This window comes from Gordonia zhenghanii (assembly GCF_021738965.1).
Lineage (GTDB): Bacteria > Actinomycetota > Actinomycetes > Mycobacteriales > Mycobacteriaceae > Gordonia > Gordonia zhenghanii.
This window is the reverse complement of record NZ_JAKKOQ010000001.1, coordinates 527,955-554,221: the sequence shown is the minus strand read 5'-3', so window position 1 is coordinate 554,221 and position 26,267 is coordinate 527,955. Positions and strand designations below refer to the sequence as shown.

Annotated in this window: 23 protein-coding genes and 1 riboswitch; of the genes, 15 read left to right on the top strand and 8 right to left on the bottom strand. The window is 67.2% G+C overall.

What is annotated here, in order from left to right:
• Positions 1-70: 70 nt before the first annotated feature.
• Positions 71-1,276 carry an NAD(P)-dependent malic enzyme gene (locus L5G32_RS02440; RefSeq protein ID WP_237009410.1) on the bottom strand — a complete coding sequence of 402 codons (1,206 nt, stop codon included), beginning with the start codon at positions 1,274-1,276 and terminating at the stop codon, positions 71-73.
• Between the two features lie 142 nt (positions 1,277-1,418).
• Here L5G32_RS02440 and L5G32_RS02435 point away from each other — a divergent pair, with 142 nt between their 5' ends.
• The 3 genes from L5G32_RS02435 (at position 1,419) to L5G32_RS02425 (ending at position 3,709) form a co-directional block, all read left to right on the top strand.
• Positions 1,419-2,078 (top strand): GntR family transcriptional regulator, encoded by a 660-nt coding sequence (locus L5G32_RS02435; protein ID WP_237009409.1) that lies wholly within the window; start codon positions 1,419-1,421, stop codon positions 2,076-2,078.
• On the top strand, positions 2,075-3,340 hold the full coding sequence (locus L5G32_RS02430; RefSeq protein ID WP_237009408.1) for an MFS transporter: 1,266 nt from the start codon (positions 2,075-2,077) through the stop codon (positions 3,338-3,340). The genes L5G32_RS02435 and L5G32_RS02430 overlap by 4 nt, the downstream gene beginning before the upstream one ends.
• Before the next feature lie 204 nt (positions 3,341-3,544).
• Positions 3,545-3,709 carry a hypothetical protein gene (locus L5G32_RS02425; RefSeq protein ID WP_237009407.1) on the top strand — a complete coding sequence of 55 codons (165 nt, stop codon included), beginning with the start codon at positions 3,545-3,547 and terminating at the stop codon, positions 3,707-3,709.
• 21 nt (positions 3,710-3,730) lie between these two features.
• Here L5G32_RS02425 and galE read toward each other — a convergent pair whose 3' ends face one another.
• The gene (gene galE / locus L5G32_RS02420) at positions 3,731-4,756 is read right to left on the bottom strand and encodes a UDP-glucose 4-epimerase GalE (protein WP_237009406.1); all 1,026 of its coding nucleotides are present in this window, start codon (positions 4,754-4,756) and stop codon (positions 3,731-3,733) included.
• 4 nt (positions 4,757-4,760) lie between these two features.
• Complete coding sequence (rfbB, locus tag L5G32_RS02415) at positions 4,761-5,777, bottom strand: dTDP-glucose 4,6-dehydratase (RefSeq protein WP_237009405.1); 1,017 nt, start codon at positions 5,775-5,777, stop codon at positions 4,761-4,763.
• Positions 5,778-5,960: 183 nt separating this feature from the next.
• On the opposite strand from rfbB, the gene rfbA reads away from it, so the two are divergent.
• Together rfbA and L5G32_RS02405 are read left to right on the top strand one after the other, a co-directional pair.
• Entirely contained in the window at positions 5,961-6,836 is an 876-nt protein-coding gene (gene rfbA, locus L5G32_RS02410) for a glucose-1-phosphate thymidylyltransferase RfbA (protein ID WP_237009404.1), read from the top strand.
• A gap of 5 nt (positions 6,837-6,841) precedes the next feature.
• Entirely contained in the window at positions 6,842-7,453 is a 612-nt protein-coding gene (locus L5G32_RS02405; RefSeq protein WP_237009403.1) for a dTDP-4-dehydrorhamnose 3,5-epimerase family protein, read from the top strand.
• Here L5G32_RS02405 and L5G32_RS02400 read toward each other — a convergent pair.
• Together L5G32_RS02400 and L5G32_RS02395 are read right to left on the bottom strand one after the other, a co-directional pair.
• Positions 7,419-8,699: a M1 family metallopeptidase gene (locus tag L5G32_RS02400; protein WP_237009626.1), complete on the bottom strand. Its 1,281-nt coding sequence runs from the start codon at positions 8,697-8,699 to the stop codon at positions 7,419-7,421. The two genes, L5G32_RS02405 and L5G32_RS02400, sit on opposite strands and share 35 nt — an antisense overlap.
• A gap of 132 nt (positions 8,700-8,831) precedes the next feature.
• Positions 8,832-12,740, bottom strand: coding sequence for a Pls/PosA family non-ribosomal peptide synthetase (locus L5G32_RS02395; RefSeq protein WP_237009402.1), 3,909 nt, complete (start codon positions 12,738-12,740; stop codon positions 8,832-8,834).
• Positions 12,741-12,918: 178 nt separating this feature from the next.
• Here L5G32_RS02395 and L5G32_RS02390 point away from each other — a divergent pair, with 178 nt between their 5' ends.
• Both L5G32_RS02390 and fgd read left to right on the top strand, forming a co-directional pair.
• Complete coding sequence (locus tag L5G32_RS02390; protein ID WP_237009401.1) at positions 12,919-14,103, top strand: acyl-CoA dehydrogenase family protein; 1,185 nt, start codon at positions 12,919-12,921, stop codon at positions 14,101-14,103.
• A gap of 37 nt (positions 14,104-14,140) precedes the next feature.
• Positions 14,141-15,151 carry a glucose-6-phosphate dehydrogenase (coenzyme-F420) gene (fgd, locus tag L5G32_RS02385; RefSeq protein ID WP_237009400.1) on the top strand — a complete coding sequence of 337 codons (1,011 nt, stop codon included), beginning with the start codon at positions 14,141-14,143 and terminating at the stop codon, positions 15,149-15,151.
• Between the two features lie 28 nt (positions 15,152-15,179).
• Here fgd and L5G32_RS02380 read toward each other — a convergent pair whose 3' ends face one another.
• On the bottom strand, positions 15,180-15,785 hold the full coding sequence (locus tag L5G32_RS02380) for a hypothetical protein (protein ID WP_237009399.1): 606 nt from the start codon (positions 15,783-15,785) through the stop codon (positions 15,180-15,182).
• A 265-nt stretch (positions 15,786-16,050) separates the two neighbouring features.
• Between L5G32_RS02380 and L5G32_RS02375 the strand changes: the two genes are divergently transcribed.
• The 7 genes from L5G32_RS02375 (at position 16,051) to L5G32_RS02345 (ending at position 23,100) form a co-directional block, all read left to right on the top strand.
• Positions 16,051-17,082: an AraC family transcriptional regulator gene (locus tag L5G32_RS02375; RefSeq protein WP_237009398.1), complete on the top strand. Its 1,032-nt coding sequence runs from the start codon at positions 16,051-16,053 to the stop codon at positions 17,080-17,082.
• An 82-nt stretch (positions 17,083-17,164) separates the two neighbouring features.
• Positions 17,165-17,920 carry an SDR family oxidoreductase gene (locus L5G32_RS02370; RefSeq protein WP_237009397.1) on the top strand — a complete coding sequence of 252 codons (756 nt, stop codon included), beginning with the start codon at positions 17,165-17,167 and terminating at the stop codon, positions 17,918-17,920.
• Between the two features lie 36 nt (positions 17,921-17,956).
• A complete protein-coding gene (locus tag L5G32_RS02365; protein ID WP_237009396.1) occupies positions 17,957-18,409 on the top strand; it encodes a MaoC family dehydratase in 453 nt (150 codons plus the stop codon).
• Positions 18,409-19,443 carry a phosphotransferase family protein gene (locus L5G32_RS02360; protein ID WP_237009395.1) on the top strand — a complete coding sequence of 345 codons (1,035 nt, stop codon included), beginning with the start codon at positions 18,409-18,411 and terminating at the stop codon, positions 19,441-19,443. The genes L5G32_RS02365 and L5G32_RS02360 overlap by 1 nt, the downstream gene beginning before the upstream one ends.
• Before the next feature lies 1 nt (position 19,444).
• Positions 19,445-20,668, top strand: coding sequence for an acyl-CoA dehydrogenase family protein (locus tag L5G32_RS02355; protein WP_237009394.1), 1,224 nt, complete (start codon positions 19,445-19,447; stop codon positions 20,666-20,668).
• Between the two features lie 287 nt (positions 20,669-20,955).
• Positions 20,956-22,335 (top strand): glutamate decarboxylase, encoded by a 1,380-nt coding sequence (gene gad / locus L5G32_RS02350; protein WP_237009393.1) that lies wholly within the window; start codon positions 20,956-20,958, stop codon positions 22,333-22,335.
• A 63-nt stretch (positions 22,336-22,398) separates the two neighbouring features.
• Positions 22,399-23,100 (top strand): hypothetical protein, encoded by a 702-nt coding sequence (locus L5G32_RS02345; RefSeq protein ID WP_372491612.1) that lies wholly within the window; start codon positions 22,399-22,401, stop codon positions 23,098-23,100.
• On the opposite strand, the gene thiD is transcribed toward L5G32_RS02345, so the two are convergent.
• Both thiD and thiC read right to left on the bottom strand, forming a co-directional pair.
• Complete coding sequence (gene thiD, locus L5G32_RS02340) at positions 23,089-23,946, bottom strand: bifunctional hydroxymethylpyrimidine kinase/phosphomethylpyrimidine kinase (RefSeq protein ID WP_237009392.1); 858 nt, start codon at positions 23,944-23,946, stop codon at positions 23,089-23,091. The two genes, L5G32_RS02345 and thiD, sit on opposite strands and share 12 nt — an antisense overlap.
• Entirely contained in the window at positions 23,943-25,631 is a 1,689-nt protein-coding gene (gene thiC / locus L5G32_RS02335; RefSeq protein WP_237009391.1) for a phosphomethylpyrimidine synthase ThiC, read from the bottom strand. The genes thiD and thiC overlap by 4 nt, the downstream gene beginning before the upstream one ends.
• Positions 25,623-25,735, bottom strand: a riboswitch (TPP riboswitch). (Overlaps the previous gene by 9 nt.)
• Positions 25,736-25,900: 165 nt before the next feature.
• On the opposite strand from thiC, the gene L5G32_RS02330 reads away from it, so the two are divergent.
• The gene (locus tag L5G32_RS02330; RefSeq protein WP_237009390.1) at positions 25,901-26,254 is read left to right on the top strand and encodes a GNAT family N-acetyltransferase; all 354 of its coding nucleotides are present in this window, start codon (positions 25,901-25,903) and stop codon (positions 26,252-26,254) included.
• Positions 26,255-26,267: the final 13 nt, after the last annotated feature.

Sequence of the window (26,267 nt, the reverse complement as noted above, 5' to 3'; positions counted from 1 at the left end):
GGCTCGACCGGCAGGATGGGCTCGATCGGCGATGGGGTCTCGACTCCGCTCGACCAGCAGGAATGGGCGACTACTTGGTGACGCCCTCGAGACGCGCGGCGTCGGCGACGGCCTTGGCGACGGCGGGGGCCACGCGCGGATCGAGAGGACTCGGGACGATGTGGTCGGCGGCCAGATCGTCGCCGACGACGCCGAAGATGGCGTCTGCCGCTGCGAGCTTCATGCCCTCGGTGATGCGACGAGCGTCCGCATCGAGAGCGCCGGCGAACACGCCGGGGAACGCGAGGACGTTGTTGATCTGGTTCGGGAAGTCGCTGCGGCCGGTCGCGACCACGGCCGCGTGCTTGGCTGCGACCTCGGGGTGGATCTCCGGATCCGGATTCGACAGCGCGAAGACGATCGCGCCGTCGTTCATCGACGCGATGGCCTCTTCGGGAACGGTTCCTGCCGAGACGCCGAGGAAGACGTCCGCGCCCGCGAGCGCCTCCGCCGCACCGCCGGAGAGTCCGCGCGGATTGGACCACGTCGCGAGATACGACTTGAACTCGTTGAGGTCGTCGCGGTGGCCGCCGATGATCCCCTTCGAATCGAGGATCACGATGTCGGGCACGCCGGCGGCATGCAAGATCTTGGCGCACGCGACGCCGGCGGCGCCCGCACCCGAGATGACGAACTTGAGTCCCGAGATGTCCTTGTCGAGATGCGTCAGCGCGCCCTTGAGTGCGGCGAGGACGACGATCGCGGTGCCGTGCTGGTCGTCGTGCATCACCGGGCAGTCGAGAGCGTCGATCACGCGGCGCTCGATCTCGAAGCAGCGCGGAGCCGAGATGTCCTCGAGGTTCACCGCGCCGAAGCTCGGGCGCAGACGGATCAAGGTCTCGACGATCTCGTCGGGGTCGGTCGTGTCGAGCACGATCGGGATCGAGTTGAGGCCGGCGAACGTACGGAACAATGCCGACTTGCCTTCCATCACCGGGAGTGACGCGCGCGGTCCGATGTCGCCCAGGCCGAGGACGGCAGTCCCGTCGGAGACCACGGCGACCAGTCGGTCGGTCCAGGTGTACTTGTCGACGAGGTCGCGGTCGGCCGCAATGGATCGCGACACCTGGGCGACGCCCGGGGTGTACGCGATCGAGAGGTCGCGCTGCGTGTCGATCGGCGACCGGAGCTCGACCGACAGCTTGCCGCCTTCGTGGGAGCGGAAGATCTCGTCATCGGTGATGGGCACGTTCGCGAGGTTCTGGCCGGTCGTGCTGTCGTCTGCCGTACTCGTCACGTCTGCTCCTCGATCTCCGACAACGCCGGAACTGCTGGGTGTGTACCGATTCTGTCATGGGTGACGTAGCGCACGTAGGCGGGTGTCCGGTCTGTGAGATTTTTGAGCGCCGCCCTAAGCCGCTAGTATGCATCTTGTGTCTATGACGTATTCAGCAGCGGACCGGGTGTACGCAGACGTGAAGGAACTCATCCTCACCTGCGAGCTTCCGGGTGGGGAGCTCATCAGCGAGGGGGAGGTGGCGCAGCGGTGCGAGGTGAGCAGGACGCCCGTACGCGAGGCGTTTCTCCGACTCGCGGCCGAGGGATGGATGCGGTTGTATCCCAAACGCGGTGCGCTGATCATTCCGGTCGGCGACCAGGAGGCTCGCGACGTCGTCGACGCGCGCGTTCTCGTCGAGTCGCACGCCATGCACGCGGTGGCCGACCGGCCGTCGGTGCTGGCCGACCTCGTCGAACAGCTCGACGAGAACCGCACGGCGCATCGAGCCGTGGACCCGTCTGACGCGGCCGAGTTCGCCCGACTCGACGCGCAGTTCCACCAGCTGATCGTGGCCACGGACGGCAACGCGCTCCTCGGGGACTTCTACACCTCGCTCGGCGAACGCCAACGCCGGATGACCGCAGCGCGACTGCACCTCGGTCGGGAGATCGCCGACCGGATCCACGACGACCACGCAGCGCTGGCCGCAGCGATCGGCGACGGCGACGCCGACGGCTTCGCCGACCTGCTCGCCACTCACCTCGCAGGCGTCCACGGCGTCGAACGAACGAACGCGAACACGAGCGGGGGACACCGATGAGCACCGTCCGCAGTGTCGGCTGGCCCGCCGTCTGCCTCGCCGTCTTCGCCGCGGCCTGGGGTGGCAACGAGTTCACCCCACTGCTGGTCATGTACCGCACCACCACCGACATCTCGCCGGTCGTCGTCGATGCACTCCTGTTCACCTACGTTCTGGGCATCGTCCCGGCCCTGTTGATCGGTGGTCTGTTGTCGGACCGATACGGACGTCGGCCGCTGATGCTTCCGTCCCCGGTGATCGCCGCGGTCGGCTCGGCGCTGCTCGCCGCCGGGTCCGATTCGGTGCCGATGCTGGTGGTCGGCCGTGTCGCCAGCGGTGTCGCGTTGGGTCTCGCGATGGCCGTCGGCGGCAGCTGGATCAAGGAACTCTCCGACGCGGACGGCGCAAGCGCGACGGCGGGTGCTCGGCGCGCAGCGTTGAGCCTCACCGCAGGCTTCGGTGTGGGCGCCGGCGTCGCTGCGGTCCTCGCCCAGTGGGCGCCCTGGCCGGGACAGCTCTCGTACCTGATCAACATCGCGCTGTCCGGGATCGCCTTCGCAGCGTTGGTGCGGGCGCCGGAGTCGCACGCACCGCGCGACACCGGCCGCAGCCTCGGCCAGGATCTGCGCATCCGGTCGGCGCGGCACCCGCGCTTCTGGCTGCTCGTCGCACCGGTCGCGCCGTGGGTGTTCGGCGCGTGCGCCGTCGCCTACGCGGTGATCCCAGCATTCATGACGGACGAGACGTCGAGTTGGTCGATCGCGTTCGCGGGACTTTGCTGCGTCGTCGGCCTCGCCGCAGGTTTCCTGATCCAGACGCTGGGCAAACGGCTCGACAAGCCGGGTTCGCCCCGCACCGGTGTCATCGCGCTGCTGTTCGTCGCCGTCGGACTCGGTACGTCCATCGTGGCCGCGTCCACCCACATGGTCGCGTTGGCACTGATCTCGGCGGCGGTCCTCGGCTGCGGATACGGCATGGCCTTGATCTCGGGTCTGCTCGAAGTGCAGCGGATCGCTCGACCGGACGAACTCGCCGGACTGACGGCAGTCTTCTACGGACTCACCTACCTCGGGTTCGCGTCACCGGCCATCATCGCCGCGGTCATGGAGCGCTTCGAATCGGTCGGCTACGGTGAGACGTTCGGATTCGGCATCGCGATGGCGCTTCTCGCAGTGGTGGTGATGGTGGTCGGCAACCGCACTCGGATCGCGGGGCCGAGCACCATGCGAAGCCAGATCACGGACGTCGAATTGACGCGCGACGAGGCTGCTGCGAGCCGCTGACGATCCAGTCGTTCGGAACAGTCCTGTTCAACGTGAGCACGGGAGCCTCGGTGTGGGCGCGCGCCGTGTTCACCGAGCAGACCGAGGTGTGGGCGCCAGACGCGATCGGCTGCCTCGGCTTCCTGATCAGTGGTGGGCTCGCGCTGTGCCTGGTCAAAGCGTGGGCTCCGCGCGCTCGCGAATGGGCAGGCGACGTGGCTCAACATGGCTGGCTGCATCGCGTTCGCCGCGTCGGCCTTCGGCGCGTTCGTCCTGAAGACCGGCGCGACGGCCGACGCGCTGCTCGCGAACGCCGGAACGTTCGTCGGCGCGCTCTTCTTCCTGGTGGCGTCGCTGATGGTGCTGCCGCGGTGGAACCCGGTTCGTTAGCCGGCCGACGCGCGCCCGGGACTACTCGTCCGCGTCGGGGAAGCCGTTCGGGTTCTTCGACTGCCAGCGCCACGTGTCCTCGCACATGTCGTCGATCGTGCGGGTTGCGCGCCAACCGAGTTCGGCGTTGGCCTTCGACGGGTCGGCCCAGTAGGCGGGCAGGTCGCCTGCGCGGCGTGGGAGCACCTCGTACGGGATGTCGCGGCCGCTGGCTCGAGCGAACGCGGCGATCACCTCGAGTACCGACGATGCGTGGCCGCTGCCGAGATTCCACACCGACAGCGCGTCGTCGCTCGCCGTGATGGTCTCGAGTGCGGCGAGGTGCCCGCCCGCGAGGTCTTCGACGTGGATGTAGTCGCGGACGCCGGTGCCGTCCGGAGTGTCGTAGTCGTCGCCGAACACCGACAGCTTCTCGCGCCGCCCGACGGCGACCTGCGCGACGAACGGCATCAGGTTGTTGGGCGTGCCGCTCGGATCCTCGCCGATCTCGCCGCTCGCATGCGCGCCGACCGGATTGAAATAACGCAGGATCGCGATGCGCCAGGAGTCGTCGGCGGCTGCCAGGTCGCGCAGCACCTGCTCGATCATCACCTTGGTCCAGCCGTACGGGTTGGTCGCCGACGTCGGCATGTCCTCGGTGCGCTCGCGGACCGGATTCTCGCCGTACACGGTCGCCGACGACGAGAACACGAATGTGCGCACCCCGTGCCGGTTCATGGCTTTGAGCACCGAGAACGCCGTGTCGAGGTTGTTTCGGTAGTAGGCGAGCGGTTCAGCGACGGACTCGCCGACGGCCTTGAATCCCGCGAAATGGATGACGGCGTCGATCTGCTCCTCGGCGAACACCCGCTCGGTCGAGAGCTCATCGGTCAAGTCAACCGTGTAGACGGTGACGGGCTCGCCGGAGAGCGCGACCAGACGCTTCACTATCGCCGGTTTCGAGTTGCTGAAGTCGTCGGCGATCACGACGTCGTGTCCGGCGGCTTGAAGCTGCAGGACGGTGTGGGAGCCGATGTAGCCGGCTCCGCCGGTGACGAGAACTCGCATCAGATCAGGATCCTTCTCGGTCGATGACGGTCTGGGTCTGTGCATACGACGCTTCCACACTGTCCTTGGCGGGGGCCCACCAGTCGCTGTGCGTCCGATACCAGTCGACGGTCGCCGCCAGCCCGGACGCGAAATCCGTGTAGCGGGGCGTCCACCCGAGCTCGGTGCGCAGTCGCGTCGAGTCGATCGCGTACCGACGATCGTGCCCGGCTCGATCGGTGACGAAGTCGAAGGCGTCGCGAGGCCGCCCGAGACATTCGAGGATCGATTCGACGACAGTCCGGTTGTCGACCTCGCCGTCGGCCCCGATCAAGTACGTCTCGCCCGGCACACCGCGGTCGACGATCGTCCACACCGCATCGTTGTGATCGTCGACGTGGATCCAGTCCCGGACGTTGCGGCCGTCGCCGTACAGCTTCGGGCGGACACCGGTCAGCACGTTGGTGATCTGCCGGGGAATGAACTTCTCGACGTGCTGGTACGGGCCGTAGTTGTTGCTGCAGTTGGAGATGGTCGCGACGATCCCGAACGAACGGACCCACGCCCGCACGAGCAGATCGCTGCCCGCTTTGGTCGAGCTGTACGGGCTCGACGGGTTGTACGCGGTCTGCTCGGTGAACCGGGCGGGGTCGTCGAGATCGAGGTCGCCGTACACCTCGTCGGTGCTCACATGATGGAGCCGGACTCCGTGCCTGCGCACGGACTCGAGCAACGTGTAGGTGCCGACGAGGTTGGTCTGCACGAACGCCGACGGATCGGCGAGCGAATTGTCGTTGTGCGACTCCGCGGCGAAGTTCACCACCAGATCCGATGCGGCGACCAGCGGGTCCACGGCGGCGGCGTCGGCGATGTCGCCGCGGAGCACACGGACCCGGTCGGACACCGGATCCAACGTCGCCGCGTTCGCCGCGTACGTGAACTTGTCGAGCACCGTGACCGTCGTGTCCGGGCGGGTGGCGAGCGTCCGCAGCACGAAGTTCGCGCCGATGAATCCGGCGCCGCCGGTCACGAGGACTCGCATGGGCACTCCTTCTGTCGGGTCTCGACTCCGCTCGACCGGCGGGGAAGCTCGACCGGCGGGGTCTCGACTCCGCTCGACCGGCGGGGCGGCTCGACCGGCGGGGTCTCGACGTCGTTCGACCGGCGGGACGGCTCGACCAGCGGTGATCGGTGGGCGGGTCCACTCTACAGATAGGGTCGTGCCATGCGCGGAATCATCCTCGCGGGCGGTACCGGCTCGCGACTGCACCCGATCACCCAGGGCGTGAGCAAGCAGTTGGTGCCCGTGTACGACAAGCCGATGATCTATTACCCGCTGTCGACGCTGATGCTCGCGGGCGTCCGCGAGGTCCTGGTGGTGACGGCCCCGCACGATCGCGCGTCGTTCGAGCACCTGCTCGGCGACGGCTCGCAGTTCGGGATCGACATCACCTATACCGTGCAGCCCGAACCGGAGGGGCTGGCGCAGGCGTTCGTGCTCGGCGCCGACCACATCGGAGACGACACGGTGGTCCTCGTCCTCGGCGACAACATCTTCTACGGGCCCGGCCTCGGAAACCAGTTGCGCGGTTTCGGCGAGGTCGACGGCGGCGCGATCTTCGCCTACCGCGTCGCCGACCCGTCGGCGTACGGCGTGGTCGAGTTCGACGACGAAGGCCGCGCGATCTCGTTGGCGGAGAAGCCCGCTCGTCCGGCGTCGCGGTACGCGGTGCCCGGCCTCTACTTCTACGACAACGACGTCGTCGAGATCGCGTCGAAGCTGCGCCCGTCGGAGCGCGGCGAATATGAGATCACCGACGTCAACGCCGAGTATCTACGTCGAGACAAGCTCAATGTGACTGTGCTGCAACGCGGTACGGCCTGGCTCGACACCGGGACCTTCGACTCTCTCCTGGACGCGAGCAGCTTCGTGCGTACCGTTGAACAACGGCAGGGCCTCAAGATCGCAGTGCCCGAGGAGATTGCTTGGCGCCTGGGCTACATCGACGACGCACGACTCCGGGACCTCGCCCAACCGCTTCTCAAATCCGGTTACGGCGCTTACCTTTTCGACCTTCTCGACCGCGGACGGGAGCTGTAGACCGCATGCAGGTACGATCTCTGAGCATCGACGGTGCGTGGGAGTTCACCCCCGTCCAGCACGGCGACGATCGCGGCGTGTTCCTCGAAGCGTTCAAGGCAGATGTGCTCGCCGAGACCATCGGTCACCGATTCGAACTGGCGCAGGTGAACACCTCGGTGTCGGCTGCAGGCGTGCTGCGGGGCATCCACTTCGCCGACGTCCCGCCGGGTCAGGCCAAGTACGTGACGTGCACGGTCGGAGCCATCGTCGACGTGATCGTCGACATCCGGGACGGTTCGCCGACCTTCGGGCAGTGGGACGCCGTCCTCCTCGACGACCGCGACCGTCGGGCCGTCTACCTGTCCGAAGGACTCGGCCACGGCTTCTGCTCGCTACAGGACGGCTCGACCGTCACCTACCTGTGTTCCACCGGATACCGCCCGACGGCGGAGCACGGAGTGAACCCGTTGGACGAGGACCTGGGCATCGAGTGGCCGACGCTCGCCCGCGACGGCACGCCCCTCGAGTACGAGCTCTCCGCGAAAGACGTCGCTGCGCCGTCGTTGGCGCAGGCGCTGGCGGACGGACTGCTGCCGAGCGCTACAGGCTGGGATACGGGGGAAGCTCCGGCGTGAACAGCCAGTCCTGCCACAGATCTTGAAGGGGCTTCGACGTGAACGTCGAGGCGAGGGCGATGAAGTCCTCGGTGGTCGCGCACTGGTAGCGGTACTTGTCCGTCCACCGACGCAGCAGGGCGAAGAAGTCGCCGTCGCCGAGACGGAGACGCAGCGCGTGCAGGGTGAGGGCCCCGCGCTTGTAGACCCAGTCGTCGAACATGGTCCGGGGGCCGGGATCGGCGAGCGGCGTGGAGAAACGCGTCTGCTCCAGCTTCTCGTAGTAGTGGCGGCCCCACTCGTCGGCTGATTTTCCGCCGCTGTGCTGGCTCCACAGCCACTCGGCGTAGCAGGCGAAACCCTCGTGCAGCCAGATGTCGCGCCAGCGGGCGCCGGTCACCGCGTTGCCGAACCATTGGTGGGCGAGTTCGTGTGCGATGAGTCGCTCGTGTTCGTGCGTTCCGTCGCAATGGTTGGACCCGAATGTGGAGAAGCCCTGTGCCTCCAGGGGGATCTCGAGCTCGTCTTCGGTGATCACGGCGGTGTACTGGGGAAACGGGTACGGACCGAACATCTCGGTGAACGCGGTGACCATCGCGACCTGCTGGGCGAAACTCTCGTCGAAGTTCGCCATGAGCGAGGACGGGGCGAGCGCGTGCACGGGGACCGGACGGGTGGCGAGTGTCCGGTGCTCGTACTGTCCGATTTGGATGGAGGCGAGGTACGTCGACATCGGCTCCACCTGGTCGTACGTCCACGTCGTCTGCCCGGCACGACGCTGCTTGGATGCGAGGCTCCCGTTCGCGAGCGCGTAGTACGGGCTGTCGGTGGTGATCTCGAAGCGGAACGAGGCCTTCGCCTCCGGGTGGTCGTCACAGGGAAACCATGACGGCGCGCCGTTCGGCTGATTCGCGCAGAGAGCTCCGTTGTCGAGTTCCTCCCATCCGACGTCGCCGAACGGACTGCGGACGGGGCGCGGCGTGCCGCTGTAACGGATGACGGTCGAGACGACGCCGCCGGGCGGGATCGGCGAGCTGGGCGTGATCGTCAGCTTTCCGCTCCGATGGGAGTAGCGGACCCGGGAGCCGTTCACCGTCACGCGGTCGACGCGCATCGACGACGCGAGGTCCAGGGCGAACCGCGTCAACTGCTGGTAGGACGTCGCGGTGATCGTCGCCGTACCGGACAGTCGGTTACTGGAGACGCGGTAGCCGAGTGCGAGGTCGTACCGCGAGATCCGGTAGCCGAGGTTTCCGCTGCGCGGCATGTAGGGGTCGAGCTCGTGGTGACCGCCCGGCAGGGTCGGCTCCTGCGATTTAGGTCTGCTCGGCACTACCTCTCCGTCTGTCGCTCGCGTACTCGGACAACCTTACCGGTGAGCGGCCATGTGACTCCCGCTTCACGCGCGCGGAGTCCACGGCGCGATCGGGTTGCCTTGCCACGTGGTGTGGGCCGGGACGACGTCGCCGCGCATGACGAGCGAAGCCGGGCCGACGGTCGCCGACTCGCCAACGCCGGACGCGGGCAGTGCGACGCAGTGCGGTCCGAGGGTGGCGCCTGCACCGATCCGCACGTGGTCGATCGCCATCACGCGGTCGTGGAACAGGTGCGTCTGGACGACGCAGCCGCGCTGCACGTTGGCGCCGTCGCCGAGTTCGACGAGGTCGGCTTCGGGGAGCCAGTACGACTCGCACCAGACACCCTTGCCGATGCTCGCACCCAACGACCGCAGCCACAGGGTGAGCGCCGGGGTACCGGTCGCGGCGTTCGCGAACCACGGTGCGGCGACCGTCTCGACGAAGGCGTCCGACAGTTCGTTGCGCCACACGAACGAACTCCACAGCGGGTGCTCGGACGGACGGATCGGTCCGACGACGGCCCACTTGGCCACGCACGCCACGACGCCCGCGACGGCGCCCGCCGCCAGCAGGATCAGACCGCTCAGCAGCACCGCGACGACCACGCCCCATTTGTCGGCGGCGATCTGCATCGCGAACAGCACACAGACACCGATCAGGAACGACACCATCACCGCGGCCAGACGCAGTGTCTCGACCGTCGCGCGCGCCGCCCTGACCCCGAACCCGGGGGCGAAGGTACGGGCGGAGTCGGTCTCCGTCGCGGTGCGCCGCAACCGGACCGGCGGACTGCCGAGCCAACTCGATCCGCTCTTGGCCTTCTGCGGCGCCGCGGACAGCACGGCGACCAGACCGTTCTTCGGGAGCTTCCGGTCCGGGGCGATCATGCCGGAGTTCCCGAGGAACGCCCGCTTGCCGATCTTCGCCTCCCCGATCCGCATCCAGCCGCCGCCCAACTCGTACGACGCGACGAGCGTGTCGTCGGCGAGGAACGAGTCGTCGCCGACGGTGGTGAACTTCGGGATCACCAGCGCCGTCGAGATCTCGGTGCCCTTGCCGATCGATGCACCGAGCGCGCGGAACCACCACGGGGTCAACAGGCTCGCGTACAGCGGGAACAGGTAGGTGCGGGCCGCGTCCATCATCCGTTCGGTGGCCCAGACCTGCCACCCGATTCGGGACCGGACCGGGTGGGTTCCCGCCGTCATCTTGATCGACGCCAGCCGGACCCCGATGAGGGTGAGGAGAGCGAACGCGGCCATCGCGGCGAGCGCGCCTACGGGAGCGAGCGCCAGCATCCGCCAGGTCGCGGTGCGCAACCGGTCGGCGGAGATCGCCCAACTGCCTGCGACGGCGAGTCCGGCCGCCAACGAGACGAGCGGGACGGCGGAGATCGCGAACGCGGTGAGACCGTAGACGCCGACCCACCACGGGCGGGACTTCGGGCGCTGCGACGGCCAGTCCGGTTTAGCTTTGCCGAGCTTCTGCGCGGGCGAGCCGCCCCAGCGTTGACGGGCCTTCACCTTGCCGGTCACCGCAGAACCGGGATCGACGATCGCATCACGTCCGATCACCGCGCTAGGGAACAGGGTCGAACGGCTGCCGACGGTGGCGCCCGGCTTCACGGCGATCTCGCCAATCACCAGGACGTCGCCGTCGAGCCACCAGCCTGCGAGGTCGACCTCGGGTTCGATCGCCGCGCCGTCGCCGATCCGCAACAGGCCGGTGACCGGCGGCAGCGAGTGGAGGTCGACGCCCTCGCCGATCTGCGCGCCGAGGGCCCGGGCGAGCGTCGGCATCCATGGTGCTCCGGACAGGTTGTGGGCACCGCTTGCTGCCATCAACCGTTCGGCGAGCCACAGTCTCAGGTGGACGGCGCCGCCGCGCGGATACCGCCCGGCCGTGACCTTCGACAGAAGCAGTCGTGCGCCGACGGCGGCGATCACCATGCGGCCGAGCGGGGTCACGAACACCAGGAACGCGGCGAGCAGCGCCCACCAGTTCACGTCGATGAGCCAGGGAGCGTCGTAACCGAGCCGGTCGGCGACGGCATCGCCGACGTTGTTCGCCACGCCTAGCCAGGTGACCCATTGGACTCCGGTCAGGGTGGCGAGCGGAATCGATGCGACGGTCTGCGCGAGACCGGTCGAGAACGGGACCGGAGCCACTTCGCGCGGCTCGACGGCGGCAGACGGGTCGAGTGCGTCGAGCATCTCGGCCAACGAGCCGAGCCGCGGATGGTCGTAGAGATCGGCGACGGTGGCCTCCGGATACCGGGCACGCAGAGCCGTCACCAACTGCGCGGCCGAGAGCGAGCCGCCGCCCTCGGCGAAGAAGTCGGCGCGGGTGTTCGACACTGCGACACCGAGCACGTCGGACCACAGTTCCGACACCCACTCCTCGGTGCCCGACAGGTCCGACGGCTCGTCGTCGGAAGCGGCTCCGGCGATCGGCCAGGGGAGGGCGTCGCGGTCGACCTTGCCCGACGTCCGGGTGGGCAGCTCGTCCATCAGGACCAGGCGGGGCACGAGGGCCGCGGGCAGTTCCTCGCGCAATGCGGCCTGGGCGGAGGCCACGTCGAAGTCGTGATCGGTCGACGCGAGATATCCGACCAGGAAGGCGTTGCCGGACGGGGTCTTGCGCACGGCGACGGCCGCCCCCGACACCCCGGCGAGGTTCTGCAAGGCGTTGTCGATCTCGCCGAGTTCGATGCGCCGTCCGCCGATCTTCACCTGGTCGTCGGCTCGACCGACGAACAGGAGACCTGCGCTGTCGAGCTTCACGATGTCGCCGCTGCGGTAGGCGCGCTCCCAGCCGAGTATCGGTGCGGGAGCGTACTTCTCGGCGTCCTTGACGGGATCGAGGTAGCGGGCCAGCCCGACGCCGCCGATGACGAGCTCGCCGGACTCGCCGTCGGCGACCGGTCGGCCTTCGGCGTCCACGACGGCCAGATCCCAGCCGATCAACGGGAGGCCGATGCGGACGGCCTCGCCCCGGTGCAGTGGGGCGGCGCAGGCGACGACGGTGGCCTCCGTGGGGCCGTACGTGTTCCACACCTCGCGGTCGTCGGTGGCGAGACGGTCGGCCAACTCGGGCGGGCACGCTTCGCCGCCGAAGATCAACAGCCGGACCATCTCCAACGCTTCGGCAGGCCACATCGATGCGAGAGTGGGCACCGTCGACACGACGTTGATGTCCCGTTTCACCAGCCACGGACCCAAGTCCATGCCCGAACGGACGAGGGCGCGCGGCGCGGGCACCAGGCAGGCTCCGTTGCGCCACGCCAGCCACATCTCTTCGCACGACGCGTCGAAGGCGACCGACAGGCCGGCCAGCACGCGGTCGCCGGGACCCAACGGCGCGTCGTGCAAGAACAACGCGGCTTCCGCATCGACGAACGCGGCGGCGTTGCGATGCGTCACCGCGACACCCTTCGGTTTGCCCGTCGAGCCGGAGGTGAAGATGATCCACGCGTCGTCCTCCGTCGTCGCGGGCGACGCTCCGACCGGGGACACGCTGCCCGGTTCGGCCGGACCGTCCCACTGCTGCGTCGCAGCGCGCTCGGTCTGCCGGTGAATGCCGTCGCCGTCGATCAGCGCGTCGACGTCGGCCTCGCCGAACACCAGCCGAGCGCGTTCGTCCGGGTCGTCCGCGTCCACAGGGACGTAGGCGGCTCCGACCCACAGCGTTGCGAGGATCGCGATGTACAGATCCCGGTTGCCGGACGGCATGCGGATCCCGACGCGATGGCCGCGGCCGACGCCGATCGCCGACAGCCTGCCGCCCACACGACGGACCAGGGCGATGAGCTCGGAATAGGTGACGAGGCGGTCGCCGTCGTCGATGGCAGGCGCGTCCGGATGGGAGCGTGCGGTCTCCGCGAGGACGTCGCAGAGGGTGCGAGGTCGCGGTGCCCGGTCGGCGAGCAGATAAGCCGCGGGGATCGGCACGGGGTAGTCCTCCGGAGAGCAGTCGAGATGTCGGCGTGTCACAGATGTCGCGGCGCGACACGATAATGATGCCTCAGCGTCCGCTCCCTCGCAGCGCGGCGAGTTCGGCAGCAGTCGTAAGGTGAGAACCGACACTCGATCGACGGCGGACTCCGCCGGAACAGGAGACGAGAAGCCTATGGCGCACAGCAGTGTGGACGAGCTGTTCGGATTCGCGGGACTACTCGACGACGAGGAACGGGCGATCGTCGACACCGTCGCCGCATACGGAGCCAAGAGCCTGCGCCCGAACATCGCGGGCTGGTTCGAGGACGGCACCCTCCCGGTTCGGGAGCTCGCACTCGAGCTCGGCGAACTCGGACTGTTCGGCATGCATCTGGAGGGTTACGGATGCGCGGGGACATCGGCTACCGCCTACGGTCTGGCGTGCATGGAGGCCGAAGCCGTCGACAGCGGACTGCGCAGCTTCATCTCGGTGCAGGGCTCGCTGTCGATGTTCGCGATCCACGAGTTCGGCAGCGACGAGCAGAAGGAGACCTGGCTGCCTCCGATGGCGCGCGGCGAGGCGATCGGCTGCTTCGGGCTCACCGAACCCGACTTCGGCTCCAACCCGGCGGGGATGCGCACCACCGCGCGCCGCGACGGTGACGACTGGATCCTCAACGGAGCCAAGATGTGGATCACCAACGGCAGCGTCGCGGACGTCGCCGTCGTCTGGGCACAGACCGATCCGGACCGACCGGGCCGGGGCATTCGCGGTTTCGTCGTCCCCACCGACACCCCGGGGTTCTCGGCCAACGAGATCACCCGCAAGATGTCGCTGCGCGCGTCGGTGACCGGCGAACTCGTCCTGCAGGACGTCCGGTTGCCCGCCGACGCCGTCCTGCCCGGCGTCGAGGGACTGCGGGGCCCGCTCAGTTGTCTCAACGAAGCGCGTTTCGGCATCGTGTTCGGCGCGGTCGGCGCCGCCCGGGACAGCCTCGAGACCGCGCTCCGCTACGCGGACGAGCGCGAAGTGTTCGACAAACCGCTCGGGGGCTTCCAGCTCACCCAGGCGAAACTCGCCGACATGGCGGTGGAGGTCGGTAAGTCGTTCCTGCTCGCCGTCCATCTCGGCCGACTGAAGGACGCCGGGTCGATCCGTCCCGAGCAGATCAGTCTCGGCAAGCTCAACAACGTCCGGGAGGCGATCGCGATCGCACGCGAGTGCCGGACGATCCTGGGCGCCAACGGAATCACTCTCGAGTACCCGGTGATCCGGCACGCGAACAACCTGGAGTCGGTCCTCACCTACGAGGGCACCAGCGAGATGCACCAACTGATGATCGGCAAGGCACTCACCGGATTCGACGCCTTCCGCTGACGAGTCCGGCCACCCCACCCACCCTCGAAGGAGAAGCATGGCATCGCTCAAACTCGGATTGAAGGCTTCGGCTGAACAGTTCGGCCCTCGTGACCTCGTCGAACTCGGGATGGCCGCCGAAGAGTTCGGACTGGACTCGGTCACGGTCAGCGACCACTTCCAGCCGTGGCGGCACAACGGCGGTCACGCGCCGTTCTCGCTCGCGTGGATGGCTGCAGTCGGCGAACGCACCGAGCGACTGCAGATGGGCACCTCGGTGCTGACCCCCACGTTCCGCTACAACCCGGCCGTGATCGCGCAGGCGTTCGCGACGATGGGCTGTCTGTTCCCCGACCGGGTGATGCTCGGAGTCGGAACCGGCGAGGCATTGAACGAGTACGCGACCGGATTCCGCGGCGACTGGCCCGAGTTCAAAGAGCGGTTCGCCCGACTGCGGGAATCGGTCCGCCTGATGCGGGAGCTGTGGACCGGCGACAAGGTCGACTTCGACGGCGACTTCTACTCCACCCAGGACGCGTACATGTACGACGTCCCCGACACCCCGATCCCCGTCTACATCGCGGCAGGCGGCCCCGTGGTCGCCCGGTACGCCGGTCGTGCGGGCGACGGATTCATCTGCACGTCGGGCAAGGGCATGGAGCTCTACACCGACAAGCTGATCCCCGCGGTCAAAGAAGGCGCAGCCAAGGCCGAGCGCGACTTCGACGCGATCGACCGGATGATCGAGATCAAGATCTCGTACGACCGCGACCCCGACCGTGCGTTGGAGCAGACGCGGTTCTGGGCTCCGCTGTCGTTGACGCCGGAACAGAAGCACAGCGTCAACTCGTCGGTCGAGATGGAACGTCTGGCGGACGAACTGCCCATCGAGCAGGTCGCGAAGCGGTGGATCGTCGCGTCGAACCCCGACGACGCCGTCGCTCAGATCAAGCCGTACTTGGACGCAGGCCTGAACCACCTCGTCTTCCACAACCCGGGTGCCGACCAGCGCCGCTTCCTGGAAGCGTTCACCGAGGACGTGGTGCCGCAGCTGCGTGCACTGGGCTAACTAAAGACCGGGTTAACTAAAGACTGGGTTAGCGCTCTTCGCCGCCGATGGTGACGGATGCGCTGGCGTCGTCCCCGGTGCCCTCGCCGTCGGCCGGGGCAGGCGTCTCCACGGTCACGGTCTCCGTCTCGGTAGCCGTCCGCGTGACGGTCCGGGTGTCGGTGACGGTGCGAGTTCCGGTCCGGTGCTCGGTCTCGGTGTTGTCCTGCGTCCGCGTGGCCGTCGTGGTCTCCGTGCGGGTGACGGTGGCGCCATCGCCCGCCGCGGTCTCGGTCTGGGTCTCGGTGACGGCGTTGGTGACCGTCTGTGCAGGTTCCTTGTCGCCGCCCTTATTGCCGACGAGGAAGAACGCGATGATCACGAGCGCCGCGGCGACACACGCGAGTGTCGCGATGATCTGCATGCGACGGGCGGCCGCGGTCGCGCCTGCGGTCGCCGTCGCGGCGCCGGGGGAGCCGCTGTACAAGTCGTTCGGGATCGCTCCGTACGGCGTCTGCGTCATGTCGTGTGGAGCCGACTGGTCGGGATAGCCCCCGTTGTCGTAGCCGCTGTTGTCGTAGCCGCTGTTGTCAAAGCCGCCGTTGCTGCTGGCCCCGGGCTCTTCGGGATTGTTCGGGGGTGGCGGTCGGGTCAACTGTCTGCTCCTCGGACGAGGCGGGAATCGGGGCCGGTGTGCTGTGCGCGGGTTCACTTTACCGTGCGGCATTTCTGATCGGCCGATCTGGTTTTTGGGGAATCGTCCCTGGACGGCCGAAGTGGAAGTAATGTCCGTCTTGGCGGTATTCGCCTCGGCTCCCTCCCCGCCGACTGTAGATCGTGACGACTGATCGAGGTCATGTATGACGACGTTGAACTATGCTCCCACGCGCTCGATGCCGACCAGCCCGATGCAGGCTAGGATGGCCGGTCGGGTCCGTGAATCCGCTGAGCCGGCAACTCAACTCACGCCGCGTCTCGTCGCGGCGTGGGAGGCGCGACTAGGCGTCGACCGTAAGCGACTGGCTCGGCCCACTCATTTCGCGGGTACCGCAGGCCTGCGCGAATGGCAGAGCGGTCTCGACATCGTTCCGGCCGACGCCGACGAGTTCCGGGCGGTTCGCTTCGATCGTCGAATGTCGATGACCGCGTCGTACTGCGCCCTGCATTCGGCGGCTCGCACGGAGCGGACGCTCGAACGTATCGCCGCTGAGCCGTACGAACTCCTGATGGTCGCCGTCACCTCCATGCGAGGACGGACCGTTGTGCGGCAGGCGGGTCAGGAGTTCGAGTACTCGGCAGGCGATCTCGTGTTCGTCGCGACGACGAGCCCGTTCACACTCAGCGCTTCCGCAGTCACCGATCCGTGCGGTCACGTGATCCCGCTCGCCATGCTCGGCAGGCATCGACGCCTCGCCGAGCAGCCTCGTCGACCGGTCAGCAAACAGACTCCGCTCGCCCGGGCGGCCGCAGGCTTCGCTCGCCGGTTCGCTGCCGACACTGCGGCGCTCGACGGCCCGGCGCCGTCGGCGGACGCGGAACTGGCAGCCGTCGATCTGTTCACCGCTGCGCTGGCGGAACTGGCATGCGACCACGACTATCGCCTTCAGGACGACACGCTCTTTCATCACCAGGTCGTGCTCGACCTCATCGCGCGCAGGCACCGTGATCCGGACTTCACCCCCGACAGTATCGCCGTGGAACTCCATCTGTCCCGTCGTCAGCTGTATCGCCTGTTCGAGCACACCGATCAGTCGTTGGCGGCCAGGATCGCCGATGCCCGTGTCGGGACTGCGCGGGAGATGCTCGTGTCGAACCCGTGGCTGCCGATCGGGAGTGTCTCGGCTGCGTCCGGATTCCGCTCTGTCGCAACCTTTCGCAACCGGTTCAAATCGCGGTACGGCGTCGGGCCCATCGACTACCGACACCAGGTCACGCCGTCGACGGGTTCGTAGCCTGTTGACGATGGTCACACCCTCCGGCATAGTGAGCGTAGAAAATAAGCGATCGCTTACTCGGCCTCGATAAGGAGAGCTCATGACCACTCAGCGGACAGCCATCGTCACCGGCGCAGCACGCGGCATCGGAGCAGAGGTCGCTCGCCGACTCGCGGCCGACGGTCACGCCGTTGCAGTGCTCGATCTCGACGAGGCGGCATGCCAGAAGGTCGTCGACGAGATCGTCGTGGCCGGGGGCCGGGCGCTGGCCGTCGGAGCCGACGTGTCGGACGAGGTCGCTGTGGAGGCCGCCGTCAGTCGCGTCGCCGCCGAACTCGGTGCGCCGACCATCCTCGTCAACAATGCGGGCATCATCCGCGACAACCTGCTGTTCAAGATGACGGTGTCCGACTGGGACGCGGTGATGGGCGTCCACCTGCGCGGTGCGTTCCTGATGTCGCGAGAGGTGCAGAACTACCAGACGAAGGAAGGGTGGGGCCGCATCGTCAACCTCTCGTCGACGTCGGCGCTCGGCAACCGGGGGCAGGCGAACTATTCGGCTGCCAAGGCAGGCATGCAGGGCCTGACTAAGACTCTCGCGCTCGAACTCGGTCGTTTCGGCGTCACTGCCAACGCGATCGCCCCCGGCTTCATCGCGACCGACATGACGGCCGCGACGGCCGAACGGATCGGGATGAGCTTCGACGACTTCAAGGCCGCGATGGCCAAGGAGATCCCCGTGCAGCGCGTCGGCGAGCCCGCGGACATCGCGCACGCCGTCAGCTTCTATGCGAGCGAGGGGGCGGGCTTCGTCTCCGGGCAGGTGTTGTACGTCGCGGGCGGACCCAAAGACTGACGACAGCCGTACCGAGACACGACACAGGAGTCGCAGATGAAGATCCTCAACGGACCGGACGAGCTCGAAGCCGCGGTCGGCACTCACCTCGGGTACTCCGATTGGGTGCAGATAGACCAGGAACGCATCGACCGATTCGCGGAGGCGACCGGTGACAACCAGTGGATCCACGTCGATCCGGCCCGAGCGGCCGCTGGGCCGTTCGGGTCGACCATCGCGCACGGATACCTGACGGTGTCGCTGATCCCGATGCTGTCGTGGCAGGTCTACAAGGTCGAGGGCTCGACGATGGGCGTCAACTACGGCAGCAACAAGGTGCGGTTTCCGTCGCCGGTGCCGGTCGGCTCACGAGTGCGCGCGGGTGTCGAGATCGTCTCGGTGACCGCGACCGGCGCCGGCTTTCAGGTGGTGAACCGGGTGACGGTCGAACGCGAAGGCGGTGACAAGCCCGCCTGCGTGGCCGAGACCGTCTCGGTGATCGCGTTCTGATGACCGAATCTGATCACCCCGAATCTGATCATCCCGGACTCGATCTGGCCGTCCTCGGCGACTGGTTGCCCCACCACGTGGCCGGTGCGGGCTCGGATCTGACCGCGACTCTGATCGCTGGTGGCAAATCGAATCTGACGTACCGCATCTCGGACGGCTCATCGTCGTGGATCCTGCGTCGCCCACCCGTCGGTCACCTCCTGGCCACCGCTCACGACATGGGCCGCGAGTACCGGATGATGTCCGCTCTGGAACACACTGCGGTCCCGGTCCCGACCATGTACGCGATGTGCGACGACCCTGACGTCCTCGGGGCACCGTTCTACGTGATGTCCGAGATCGACGGTGTGCCGTATCGGGCGAAGAGCGAGCTCGCGGCACTCGGTCCGCAGCGGACCCGGGTGATCTCCGAGCGACTCGTCGACACCCTCGTCGAACTGCACCGGGTTGACCCCGCAGACGTGGGACTGGCCGATGCGGGACGACCGGAGGGCTTCCTCGGCCGTCAGGTCCGGCGGTGGCGCAAACAGTTCGACGCCGCGCACACGCGGGAGATCCCGGCGATGGAGAAGCTGTACAGGATGCTCTCCGAGCGGGTGCCTGCCGACACTGCGCCCGGCATCGTCCACGGCGACTATCGCCTCGACAACGTCCTCGTCACGCCGGGGGACGAGATGGGGGCGGTCGTCGACTGGGAGCTGTCGACGATCGGTGACTCGCTCACCGATCTCGCACTCATGCTCATCTACGGGCGGCTTGCCGAGATCACACCGGGCGCGGTCACCGACGCCACCGCGGCGCCGGGCTATCTGAGCGAGCGCGAGATCGTCGAACGGTACGCAGCGGGGAGCGACCGGGATCTCGGCGACCTCGGCTTCTACATCGCTCTCGGCTGCTTCAAACTGGCAGGCATCGTCGAGGGCATCCACTACCGGTATGTGAACGGGCAGACGGTCGGCGACGGGTTCTCCCAGCTCGGCGACGGAGTGTTCGGACTGTTGGACGCCGGTGTCGCGGCACTGAAGGAGAACTGACATGGATTTCGCTTTCGACGACTCGACTCGCGAACTGATCGACGGGGTCACCGAGTTCACGGACTCGCACGTGTATCCGGCCGAGAAGGTGTTCGACGATCAGCTCGCCGAGCTCGACGACAAATGGGCGTGGGACAGTGCGCCGATCCTGGCGGAGTTGCGCGCCGAAGCGAAGGCTCGCGGCTTCTGGAACTTCTTCCTGCCGGGCGAGAACGGTGCGGGGCTGACCAACCTGCAGTACGCGCCGATCGCCGAGATCACCGGCCGCAGCGGCAATCTGGCGCCAGCCGTCTTCAACTGCGCGGCCCCGGACACCGGCAACATGGAGGTGCTCAACGAGTTCGGCACGGCCGAGCAGCAGACCCAGTGGCTGCAGCCGTTGCTCGACGGCGACATCCGGTCGGCGTTCGCCATGACCGAGCCCGACGTCGCGAGCTCGGACGCCACGAACATCGAGCTGTCGATCCGTCGGGACGGCGACGACTATGTCATCAACGGTCGTAAATGGTGGATCACCGGGGCGATGAACCCCAATGCGAAGGTCCTCATCGTGATGGGCAAGACCGACCCGGATGCGCCGCGTCACCGTCAGCAGTCGCAGGTGCTCGTCCCACGTGACACCCCTGGCCTCGACGTGGTCCGCGGCATGGAGGTCTTCGGATACGACGATCACAGTCACGGCGGCCATGCGGAACTGAGGTTCACCGACGTCCGGGTGCCGGTCACGAACGTGATCGCGAACGAGGGGGACGGTTTCGCCATTGCCCAGGCCCGGCTGGGGCCGGGTCGCATCCACCACTGCATGCGGGCGATCGGCCTCGCCGAGCGGGCGATCGAGGCGATGTGCGACCGCGCGACCGATCGCGTCGCATTCGGCCGCCCGCTCGCCGAGCAGGGGGTGATCCGGGACTGGATCGCCGAGTCTCGAGTGCGCATCGAACAACTGCGTCTACTGGTGCTCAAGACAGCGTGGCTCATGGACACCGTCGGCAACAAGGGTGCGCACGGTGAGATCCAGGCGATCAAGATCGCTACGCCGACGACCGTCCAGTGGATCCTCGACAAAGCCATCCAGGTGCACGGCGCAGGCGGTGTCTCACAGGACTTCCCACTCGCTGCGGCATACGCGGGCATCCGCACCCTGCGCTTCGCGGACGGTCCAGACGAAGTCCACAAGAACTCGCTCGCGAAGGCTGAGTTGCGCAGGCGCGCTGCCAGTCGGTGACCCCTGAATCGGGTGGTCAAATATGCGCCACGAGGTGGTAAATGCGTGCCAGAAATGTCGTGCTGACGGTAGTCGTCTCAGCGTTCGGACGGTCGAGGGCCGACATATCCGCAGGTGTGACCGAGTAGACCCGAGAATCGGCTTGAATCCGGTGGCCTGCTAGCGGTTCCGCGTCCGCCGAACTGCGGTTTCGTCCTCTGCGGCGCACATAGTATTCGGTCCATGAAGAACCCTGACCGGTGCGACGTGCGCGTCTGCACCGGACCGATGTGAAACAAGGAGTGGACATGGCAGCAGGAACAAACGACCGGATGGCTCTCAACCCGGTGTTCAATCGGGAGGGCGAGAAGACCACGCTTCCGCGGCACGAGATGGCCGAGGACATGCTCCTTCCGAGCACCGCGTACCAGATCGTCCACGATCAGGCGATGCTCGACGGAAACTCGCGACTGAACCTGGCGACCTTCGTGTCCACGTACATGGACAAAGAGGCCCAGCTTCTCTACGCGCAGACCGTCGACAAGAACATGATCGACAAGGACGAGTATCCGGCGACCGCAGCGATCGAGGATCGGTGCTGGCGGATCCTCGGCAACCTGTGGAACAACCCGGACGTCGAGAACTCGATCGGTACGTCGACGATCGGTTCGTCGGAGGCGTGCATGCTCGGCGGTCTGGCGCTCAAGCGACGTTGGCAGCAGGCTCGTAAGGACGCGGGCAAGTCGACGGAGAGTCCGAACATCGTCCTGTCCACCGCAGTCCAGGTGTGCTGGGAGAAGTTCTGCAACTACTTCGAGGTAGAGCCCCGGTGGGTGCCGATCACTGAGGATCACCTCTACCTCGACGGCCACGACCTCGAGAAGTACGTCGACGAGAACACGATCGGCGTCGTCGCGATCATGGGGCAGACCTACACGGGTGCGTACGAACCGGTCGCCGAGATCGCTGCGAAGCTCGACAAGATCCAGGCGGACACCGGGTTCGACGTCCACATCCACGTCGACGGTGCTTCCGGTGCGATGATCGCTCCGTTCTGCCAACCGGATCTCGAATGGGATTTCCGGGTGGAGCGAGTCGCGTCGATCAGCACCTCAGGACACAAGTTCGGTCTCGTCTACCCGGGCGTCGGGTGGATCGTGTGGCGCGACATGGCCGCCCTGCCGGACAGCCTCGTGTTCCACTGTGCGTACCTGGGCGGCGACATGCCGACCCTCGCCCTCAACTTCTCGCGACCGGGCGCGCAAGTCCTCCTGCAGTATTACCAGTTCCTCCGCCTTGGCCGGTCGGGCTACCGTGCCGTCCAACAGAATTCGCTCGACGTCGCGCAGCGACTGTCGTCGGCGATCGCGGAGATGGCCCCGTTCGAACTCGTCAGCAAGGGCGACACCATTCCGGTCTTCGCCTGGCGGATGAAGAGTGGGTACACCGACAACTGGACGCTCTACGACCTCCAGGACCGGCTGCGGATGAAGGGATGGCAGGTCCCGGCCTACCCGCTGGCCGACGATCTCGCGGAGGTCACCGTCCAACGCATCGTCGTGCGTGCCGGGCTGAGTGAAGACCTGGCCGACGCGCTGCTCGAGGACCTCACGAAGGAGGTCGAGTTCCTCGAACGTCTGAGCGGACCGATGCCGAGAGAAGGCCAGACCGGGGCTTTCCACCACTGACCGCTCGGCCGGACGCCTCGGGTCGGGTACGGCTCGAGGCGTCCCGGCGTTCATCGGAAAGGTATGTGTGTGAGTGCTGATCGTCACCGTTTCGCCGCCGGGCTCCTGACGGCGACTACGACCAAACAGTGCATCGGCTTCATGATCGGTTCGGCGCTGTTCGCGTTGGGCTCGGCTCCGGGCTTCGGCCCGTGGGCAGGCGCCGAAGCGGCGAACATCTCGTACTTCATCGGTGCGTGGTTCTTCACCGGGGCCGCGCTCATCCAATTGGTGCGCAGCGGTCCGATGACGACCTCGGTGCCCTACGGCAGCGGCGTCATGCTGCGGGCGGATTGGCTGGCGGCGTCTACACAGTTCGTCGGCACTCTGCTGTTCAACGTGAGCACGGCCGCGGCGCTCGAAGTCAAGACGGTCCACGGCCAGCAGCACTTGGTGTGGAACCCGGATGCGGGCGGGTCCGTCGCATTCCTCCTCAGCGGACTGTTCGTCCTCGTGGCCTTCACCCGTGCCGACGCCGCCCGCCGAGTCTGGGCGCCCGGCAGCACCGACTGGTGGTCGGGCGTGATCAACATGATCGGGTGCATCGCCTTCGGCGTGTCCGCGGTCGGATCGTTCGTGAGTCGCACCGGGACGACCGTCGATGCGGTCCTCGCCACCGTCGGCACCTTCGTTGGAGCCCTCTGCTTCTTCTTCGCATCGTTCATCGTGCTCGTCGCGATGAGGATGCATCCCAGGACCACCGATTCGGCCGACTCAGTTCGGTGAGTGCACCCGCCACAGCGGGTTCACCGGGCCATGCCCGGCGCCCAACGGATAGGCGGACTGCAAGCCCTTCGTGACCCAGGCCTTGGCGAACTCGAGCGCATCGGGCGCCGAGTAGTCGTGGGCGAGGGCCCCGCAGATCGCGGCGGCCAGGGTGTCGCCGGCGCCGTGGTCGTGAGGCGTGTCGATGCGTGGCGTGTCCACCGAGAAGAAGTGGTCGCCGTCGAACAGGAGGTCCGGGCTCATCTCGCTGTCGCGGAGATGTCCGCCCTTCACCAGCGCCCAGCGGGCACCCAGATCGCGGAGGGCGCGCGCTGCGTCGCGCTGCGTCGCCGCATCGACGACGTCGATCCCGGTGATCAATGCGACCTCGTCCAGATTCGGCGTGACGACGTCTGCCAGCGGGATCATCCGCCGGATCAGCGTGTCGAGTGCGTCGGCGGCGAGCAGCGGATCACCGTGCATCGAGGCGCAGACCGGGTCGACGACCAGCGGGACGTCGCGCCCGCCGCCGATCCCGAGTTCGTCGCACGTGTCGGCGATGGCGTCGATGATCGGCGCGGACGCGAGCATCCCCGTCTTGACCGCGTCGACCCCGATGTCCGAGACCACCGACCTGATCTGGGCGGCGACGGTCTCCGGCGGGACCTTCTCGATCCCGGTGACACCGAGGGTGTTCTGCACGGTGACCGCGGTGACCGCGACGCACGCGTGCAGACCGAGCAGTGCGAAGGTGCGCATGTCGGCTTGGATGCCCGCGCCGCCGCCGGAGTCGGACCCGGCGATCGTCATGACGCGGGCCGGTGTCTGGCCGGGCCCGACAGTCGGCAGGACGCGCGGCTCGGTCACTGCGATGCGCTCGCGGCCGAGGCCGGCTCCACTTCCGAGATCGGCAGATACACCTGGTTGCCTGCCGCGGCGAACTCGTCGGACTTGGCGGCCATCTCCTGTGCGATCTTGCGATCGATGTCCTCGGCGGTGACCAGACCGTTCTCCTCGGCGTAGGCGCGCACGTCCGCCGAGATGCGCATGGAACAGAACTTGGGGCCGCACATCGAGCAGAAGTGCGCGGTCTTCGCAGGCTCCGCGGGCATCGTCTCGTCGTGGTACTCGCGGGCGGTGTCCGGGTCGAGCGCCAGGTTGAACTGGTCGGTCCACCGGAATTCGAACCGTGCCCGGCTCAACGCGTCGTCGCGTTCTTGGGCCCGCGGGTGCTCCTTGGCCAGGTCGGCGGCGTGCGCCGCGATCTTGTAGGTGATCACACCGACCTTCACGTCGTCGCGGTTCGGCAGTCCCAGGTGCTCCTTAGGGGTCACGTAACAGAGCATCGCGGTACCGGCCTGAGCGATCATCGCCGCGCCGATCGCCGAGGTGATGTGGTCGTAGGCCGGCGCGATGTCGGTGGCCAACGGGCCGAGTGTGTAGAACGGCGCCTCTTCGCACCACTCCTCTTCGAGTCGCACGTTCTCGACGATCTTGTGCATCGGCACGTGGCCGGGGCCCTCGATCATGACCTGGACGCCGAACGCCTTTGCCCGCGTGGTCAATTCGCCGAGAGTGCGCAGTTCGGCGAACTGCGCCTCGTCGTTCGCGTCGGCGATCGACCCAGGGCGCAGTCCGTCACCGAGGGAGAACGTGATGTCGTACCGGGCGAGGATCTCGCACAAGTCGTCGAAGTGCGTGTACAGGAACGACTCCTCGTGGTGAGCTAGGCACCAGGCCGCCATGATCGAGCCGCCGCGCGAGACGATGCCGGTGACGCGCCGCGCGGTGAGCGGCACATAACGCAGGAGCACGCCCGCGTGGACGGTCATGTAGTCGACGCCCTGCTCGGCCTGTTCGATCACCGTGTCGCGGTAGATCTCCCAGGTCAACGCGGTCGGATCGCCTTTGACCTTCTCCAAGGCCTGATAGATCGGCACGGTGCCGACCGGGACCGGCGAGTTCCGCATGATCCACTCGCGCGTGACGTGAATGTCCTTGCCGGTCGACAAGTCCATGATCGTGTCGGCGCCCCACCGCGCCGCCCACACCATCTTCTCGACCTCTTCGCCGATCGACGACGTGACCGCCGAGTTGCCGATGTTGGCGTTGACCTTCACCGCGAACGCCTTGCCGATGATCATCGGTTCGGATTCGGGGTGGCGGTGGTTGGCCGGGATGACGGCGCGGCCTGCGGCGACCTCGCTGCGGACGAGTTCTGCGTCGATGCCTTCACGAGCGGCGATGTACGCCATCTCCGGCGTCACCGTTCCGGCGCGAGCCCAGGCGAGCTGCGTCGCCGTGCCGTCGACCGGCTCGGGCCTGGCCCACGAGTCGCGGATCGCGGGCAGGCCGCGCTCGATGTCGATCACCGCGTTCACGTCGGTGTACGGACCCGACGTGTCGTACAGGTCGAGGTGTTCGCCGTTGGTCAGATTGACCCGACGGGCCGGGACCCGCATGTCGTCGACCTGCACGTAGTGCTTCGCGCTGCCCTCGATCGGGCCCGTGGTGACGCTCTGAGTAGACACAGCAGATACAGGGGTGCCCATGGAAATCCTCCCTACGCCGGCATTATCCGGACAGGTTCGAGCGGTCGACGACCGCCGGTCGCCATCTCAGCCCTCGGATCGTGAGAGCCCCCGCGTGTGTAATTGTCGTGTAGGTCAGACCTACGTCTGCAACCCTAACGTCAGCCACCCTAGCGCCGGTGCCCTCTGTTGTGGCAAGCACACCCAACCGTGATGCAGATGTGACTGATGTGACTTGCCGCACCCCGCCTGCGTCCGTAGTGTTGTGATTGTTGTCACAGGGAGGTGTCATGCAACTGAGGAACCGTCATCATCAGGCGCCGCAGCACAGTGCGCGATCGCTACTCCAACAGATCTCACAGGTCGTGCACAATCCCGACCGCGAACGGTTCGAGTTGTGGGTCGCAGGCGACCTCGTCGGAGTCCTCGGATACCGCATCGACGACACCGACGGCAGTCGAGTGGCGACCATCCTGCACACCGTCATGTACGACGAGTACGCCGGGCACGGTCTGGCCACCCGGCTGACCGGGACTGCGGTGGCCTACATGCGCGACAACGATCTCCGGGTGCGGCCGGTCTGCACGTTCACGCGGAAGTTCCTCGAAGCGCACCCGGGAGTGGTCCCGCTGGCTCCCGTCTGACGGGCCGGTCGGT

What these genes read in the sequence shown, in the direction of transcription:
- L5G32_RS02435 (WP_237009409.1), top strand. Translation starts at nt 1,419, where the DNA reads ATGACGTATTCAGCAGCGGACCGGGTGTACGCAGACGTGAAGGAACTC.
- L5G32_RS02430 (WP_237009408.1), top strand. Translation starts at nt 2,075, where the DNA reads ATGAGCACCGTCCGCAGTGTCGGCTGGCCCGCCGTCTGCCTCGCCGTC.
- L5G32_RS02425 (WP_237009407.1), top strand. Translation starts at nt 3,545, where the DNA reads ATGGCTGGCTGCATCGCGTTCGCCGCGTCGGCCTTCGGCGCGTTCGTC.
- galE (WP_237009406.1), bottom strand. Translation starts at nt 4,756, where the DNA reads ATGCGAGTTCTCGTCACCGGCGGAGCCGGCTACATCGGCTCCCACACC.
- rfbB (WP_237009405.1), bottom strand. Translation starts at nt 5,777, where the DNA reads ATGCGAGTCCTCGTGACCGGCGGCGCCGGATTCATCGGCGCGAACTTC.
- rfbA (WP_237009404.1), top strand. Translation starts at nt 5,961, where the DNA reads ATGCGCGGAATCATCCTCGCGGGCGGTACCGGCTCGCGACTGCACCCG.
- L5G32_RS02405 (WP_237009403.1), top strand. Translation starts at nt 6,842, where the DNA reads ATGCAGGTACGATCTCTGAGCATCGACGGTGCGTGGGAGTTCACCCCC.
- L5G32_RS02400 (WP_237009626.1), bottom strand. Translation starts at nt 8,699, where the DNA reads ATGCCGCGCAGCGGAAACCTCGGCTACCGGATCTCGCGGTACGACCTC.
- L5G32_RS02390 (WP_237009401.1), top strand. Translation starts at nt 12,919, where the DNA reads ATGGCGCACAGCAGTGTGGACGAGCTGTTCGGATTCGCGGGACTACTC.
- fgd (WP_237009400.1), top strand. Translation starts at nt 14,141, where the DNA reads ATGGCATCGCTCAAACTCGGATTGAAGGCTTCGGCTGAACAGTTCGGC.
- L5G32_RS02375 (WP_237009398.1), top strand. Translation starts at nt 16,051, where the DNA reads ATGGCCGGTCGGGTCCGTGAATCCGCTGAGCCGGCAACTCAACTCACG.
- L5G32_RS02370 (WP_237009397.1), top strand. Translation starts at nt 17,165, where the DNA reads ATGACCACTCAGCGGACAGCCATCGTCACCGGCGCAGCACGCGGCATC.
- L5G32_RS02365 (WP_237009396.1), top strand. Translation starts at nt 17,957, where the DNA reads ATGAAGATCCTCAACGGACCGGACGAGCTCGAAGCCGCGGTCGGCACT.
- L5G32_RS02360 (WP_237009395.1), top strand. Translation starts at nt 18,409, where the DNA reads ATGACCGAATCTGATCACCCCGAATCTGATCATCCCGGACTCGATCTG.
- L5G32_RS02355 (WP_237009394.1), top strand. Translation starts at nt 19,445, where the DNA reads ATGGATTTCGCTTTCGACGACTCGACTCGCGAACTGATCGACGGGGTC.
- gad (WP_237009393.1), top strand. Translation starts at nt 20,956, where the DNA reads ATGGCAGCAGGAACAAACGACCGGATGGCTCTCAACCCGGTGTTCAAT.
- L5G32_RS02345 (WP_372491612.1), top strand. Translation starts at nt 22,399, where the DNA reads ATGTGTGTGAGTGCTGATCGTCACCGTTTCGCCGCCGGGCTCCTGACG.
- thiC (WP_237009391.1), bottom strand. Translation starts at nt 25,631, where the DNA reads ATGGGCACCCCTGTATCTGCTGTGTCTACTCAGAGCGTCACCACGGGC.
- L5G32_RS02330 (WP_237009390.1), top strand. Translation starts at nt 25,901, where the DNA reads ATGCAACTGAGGAACCGTCATCATCAGGCGCCGCAGCACAGTGCGCGA.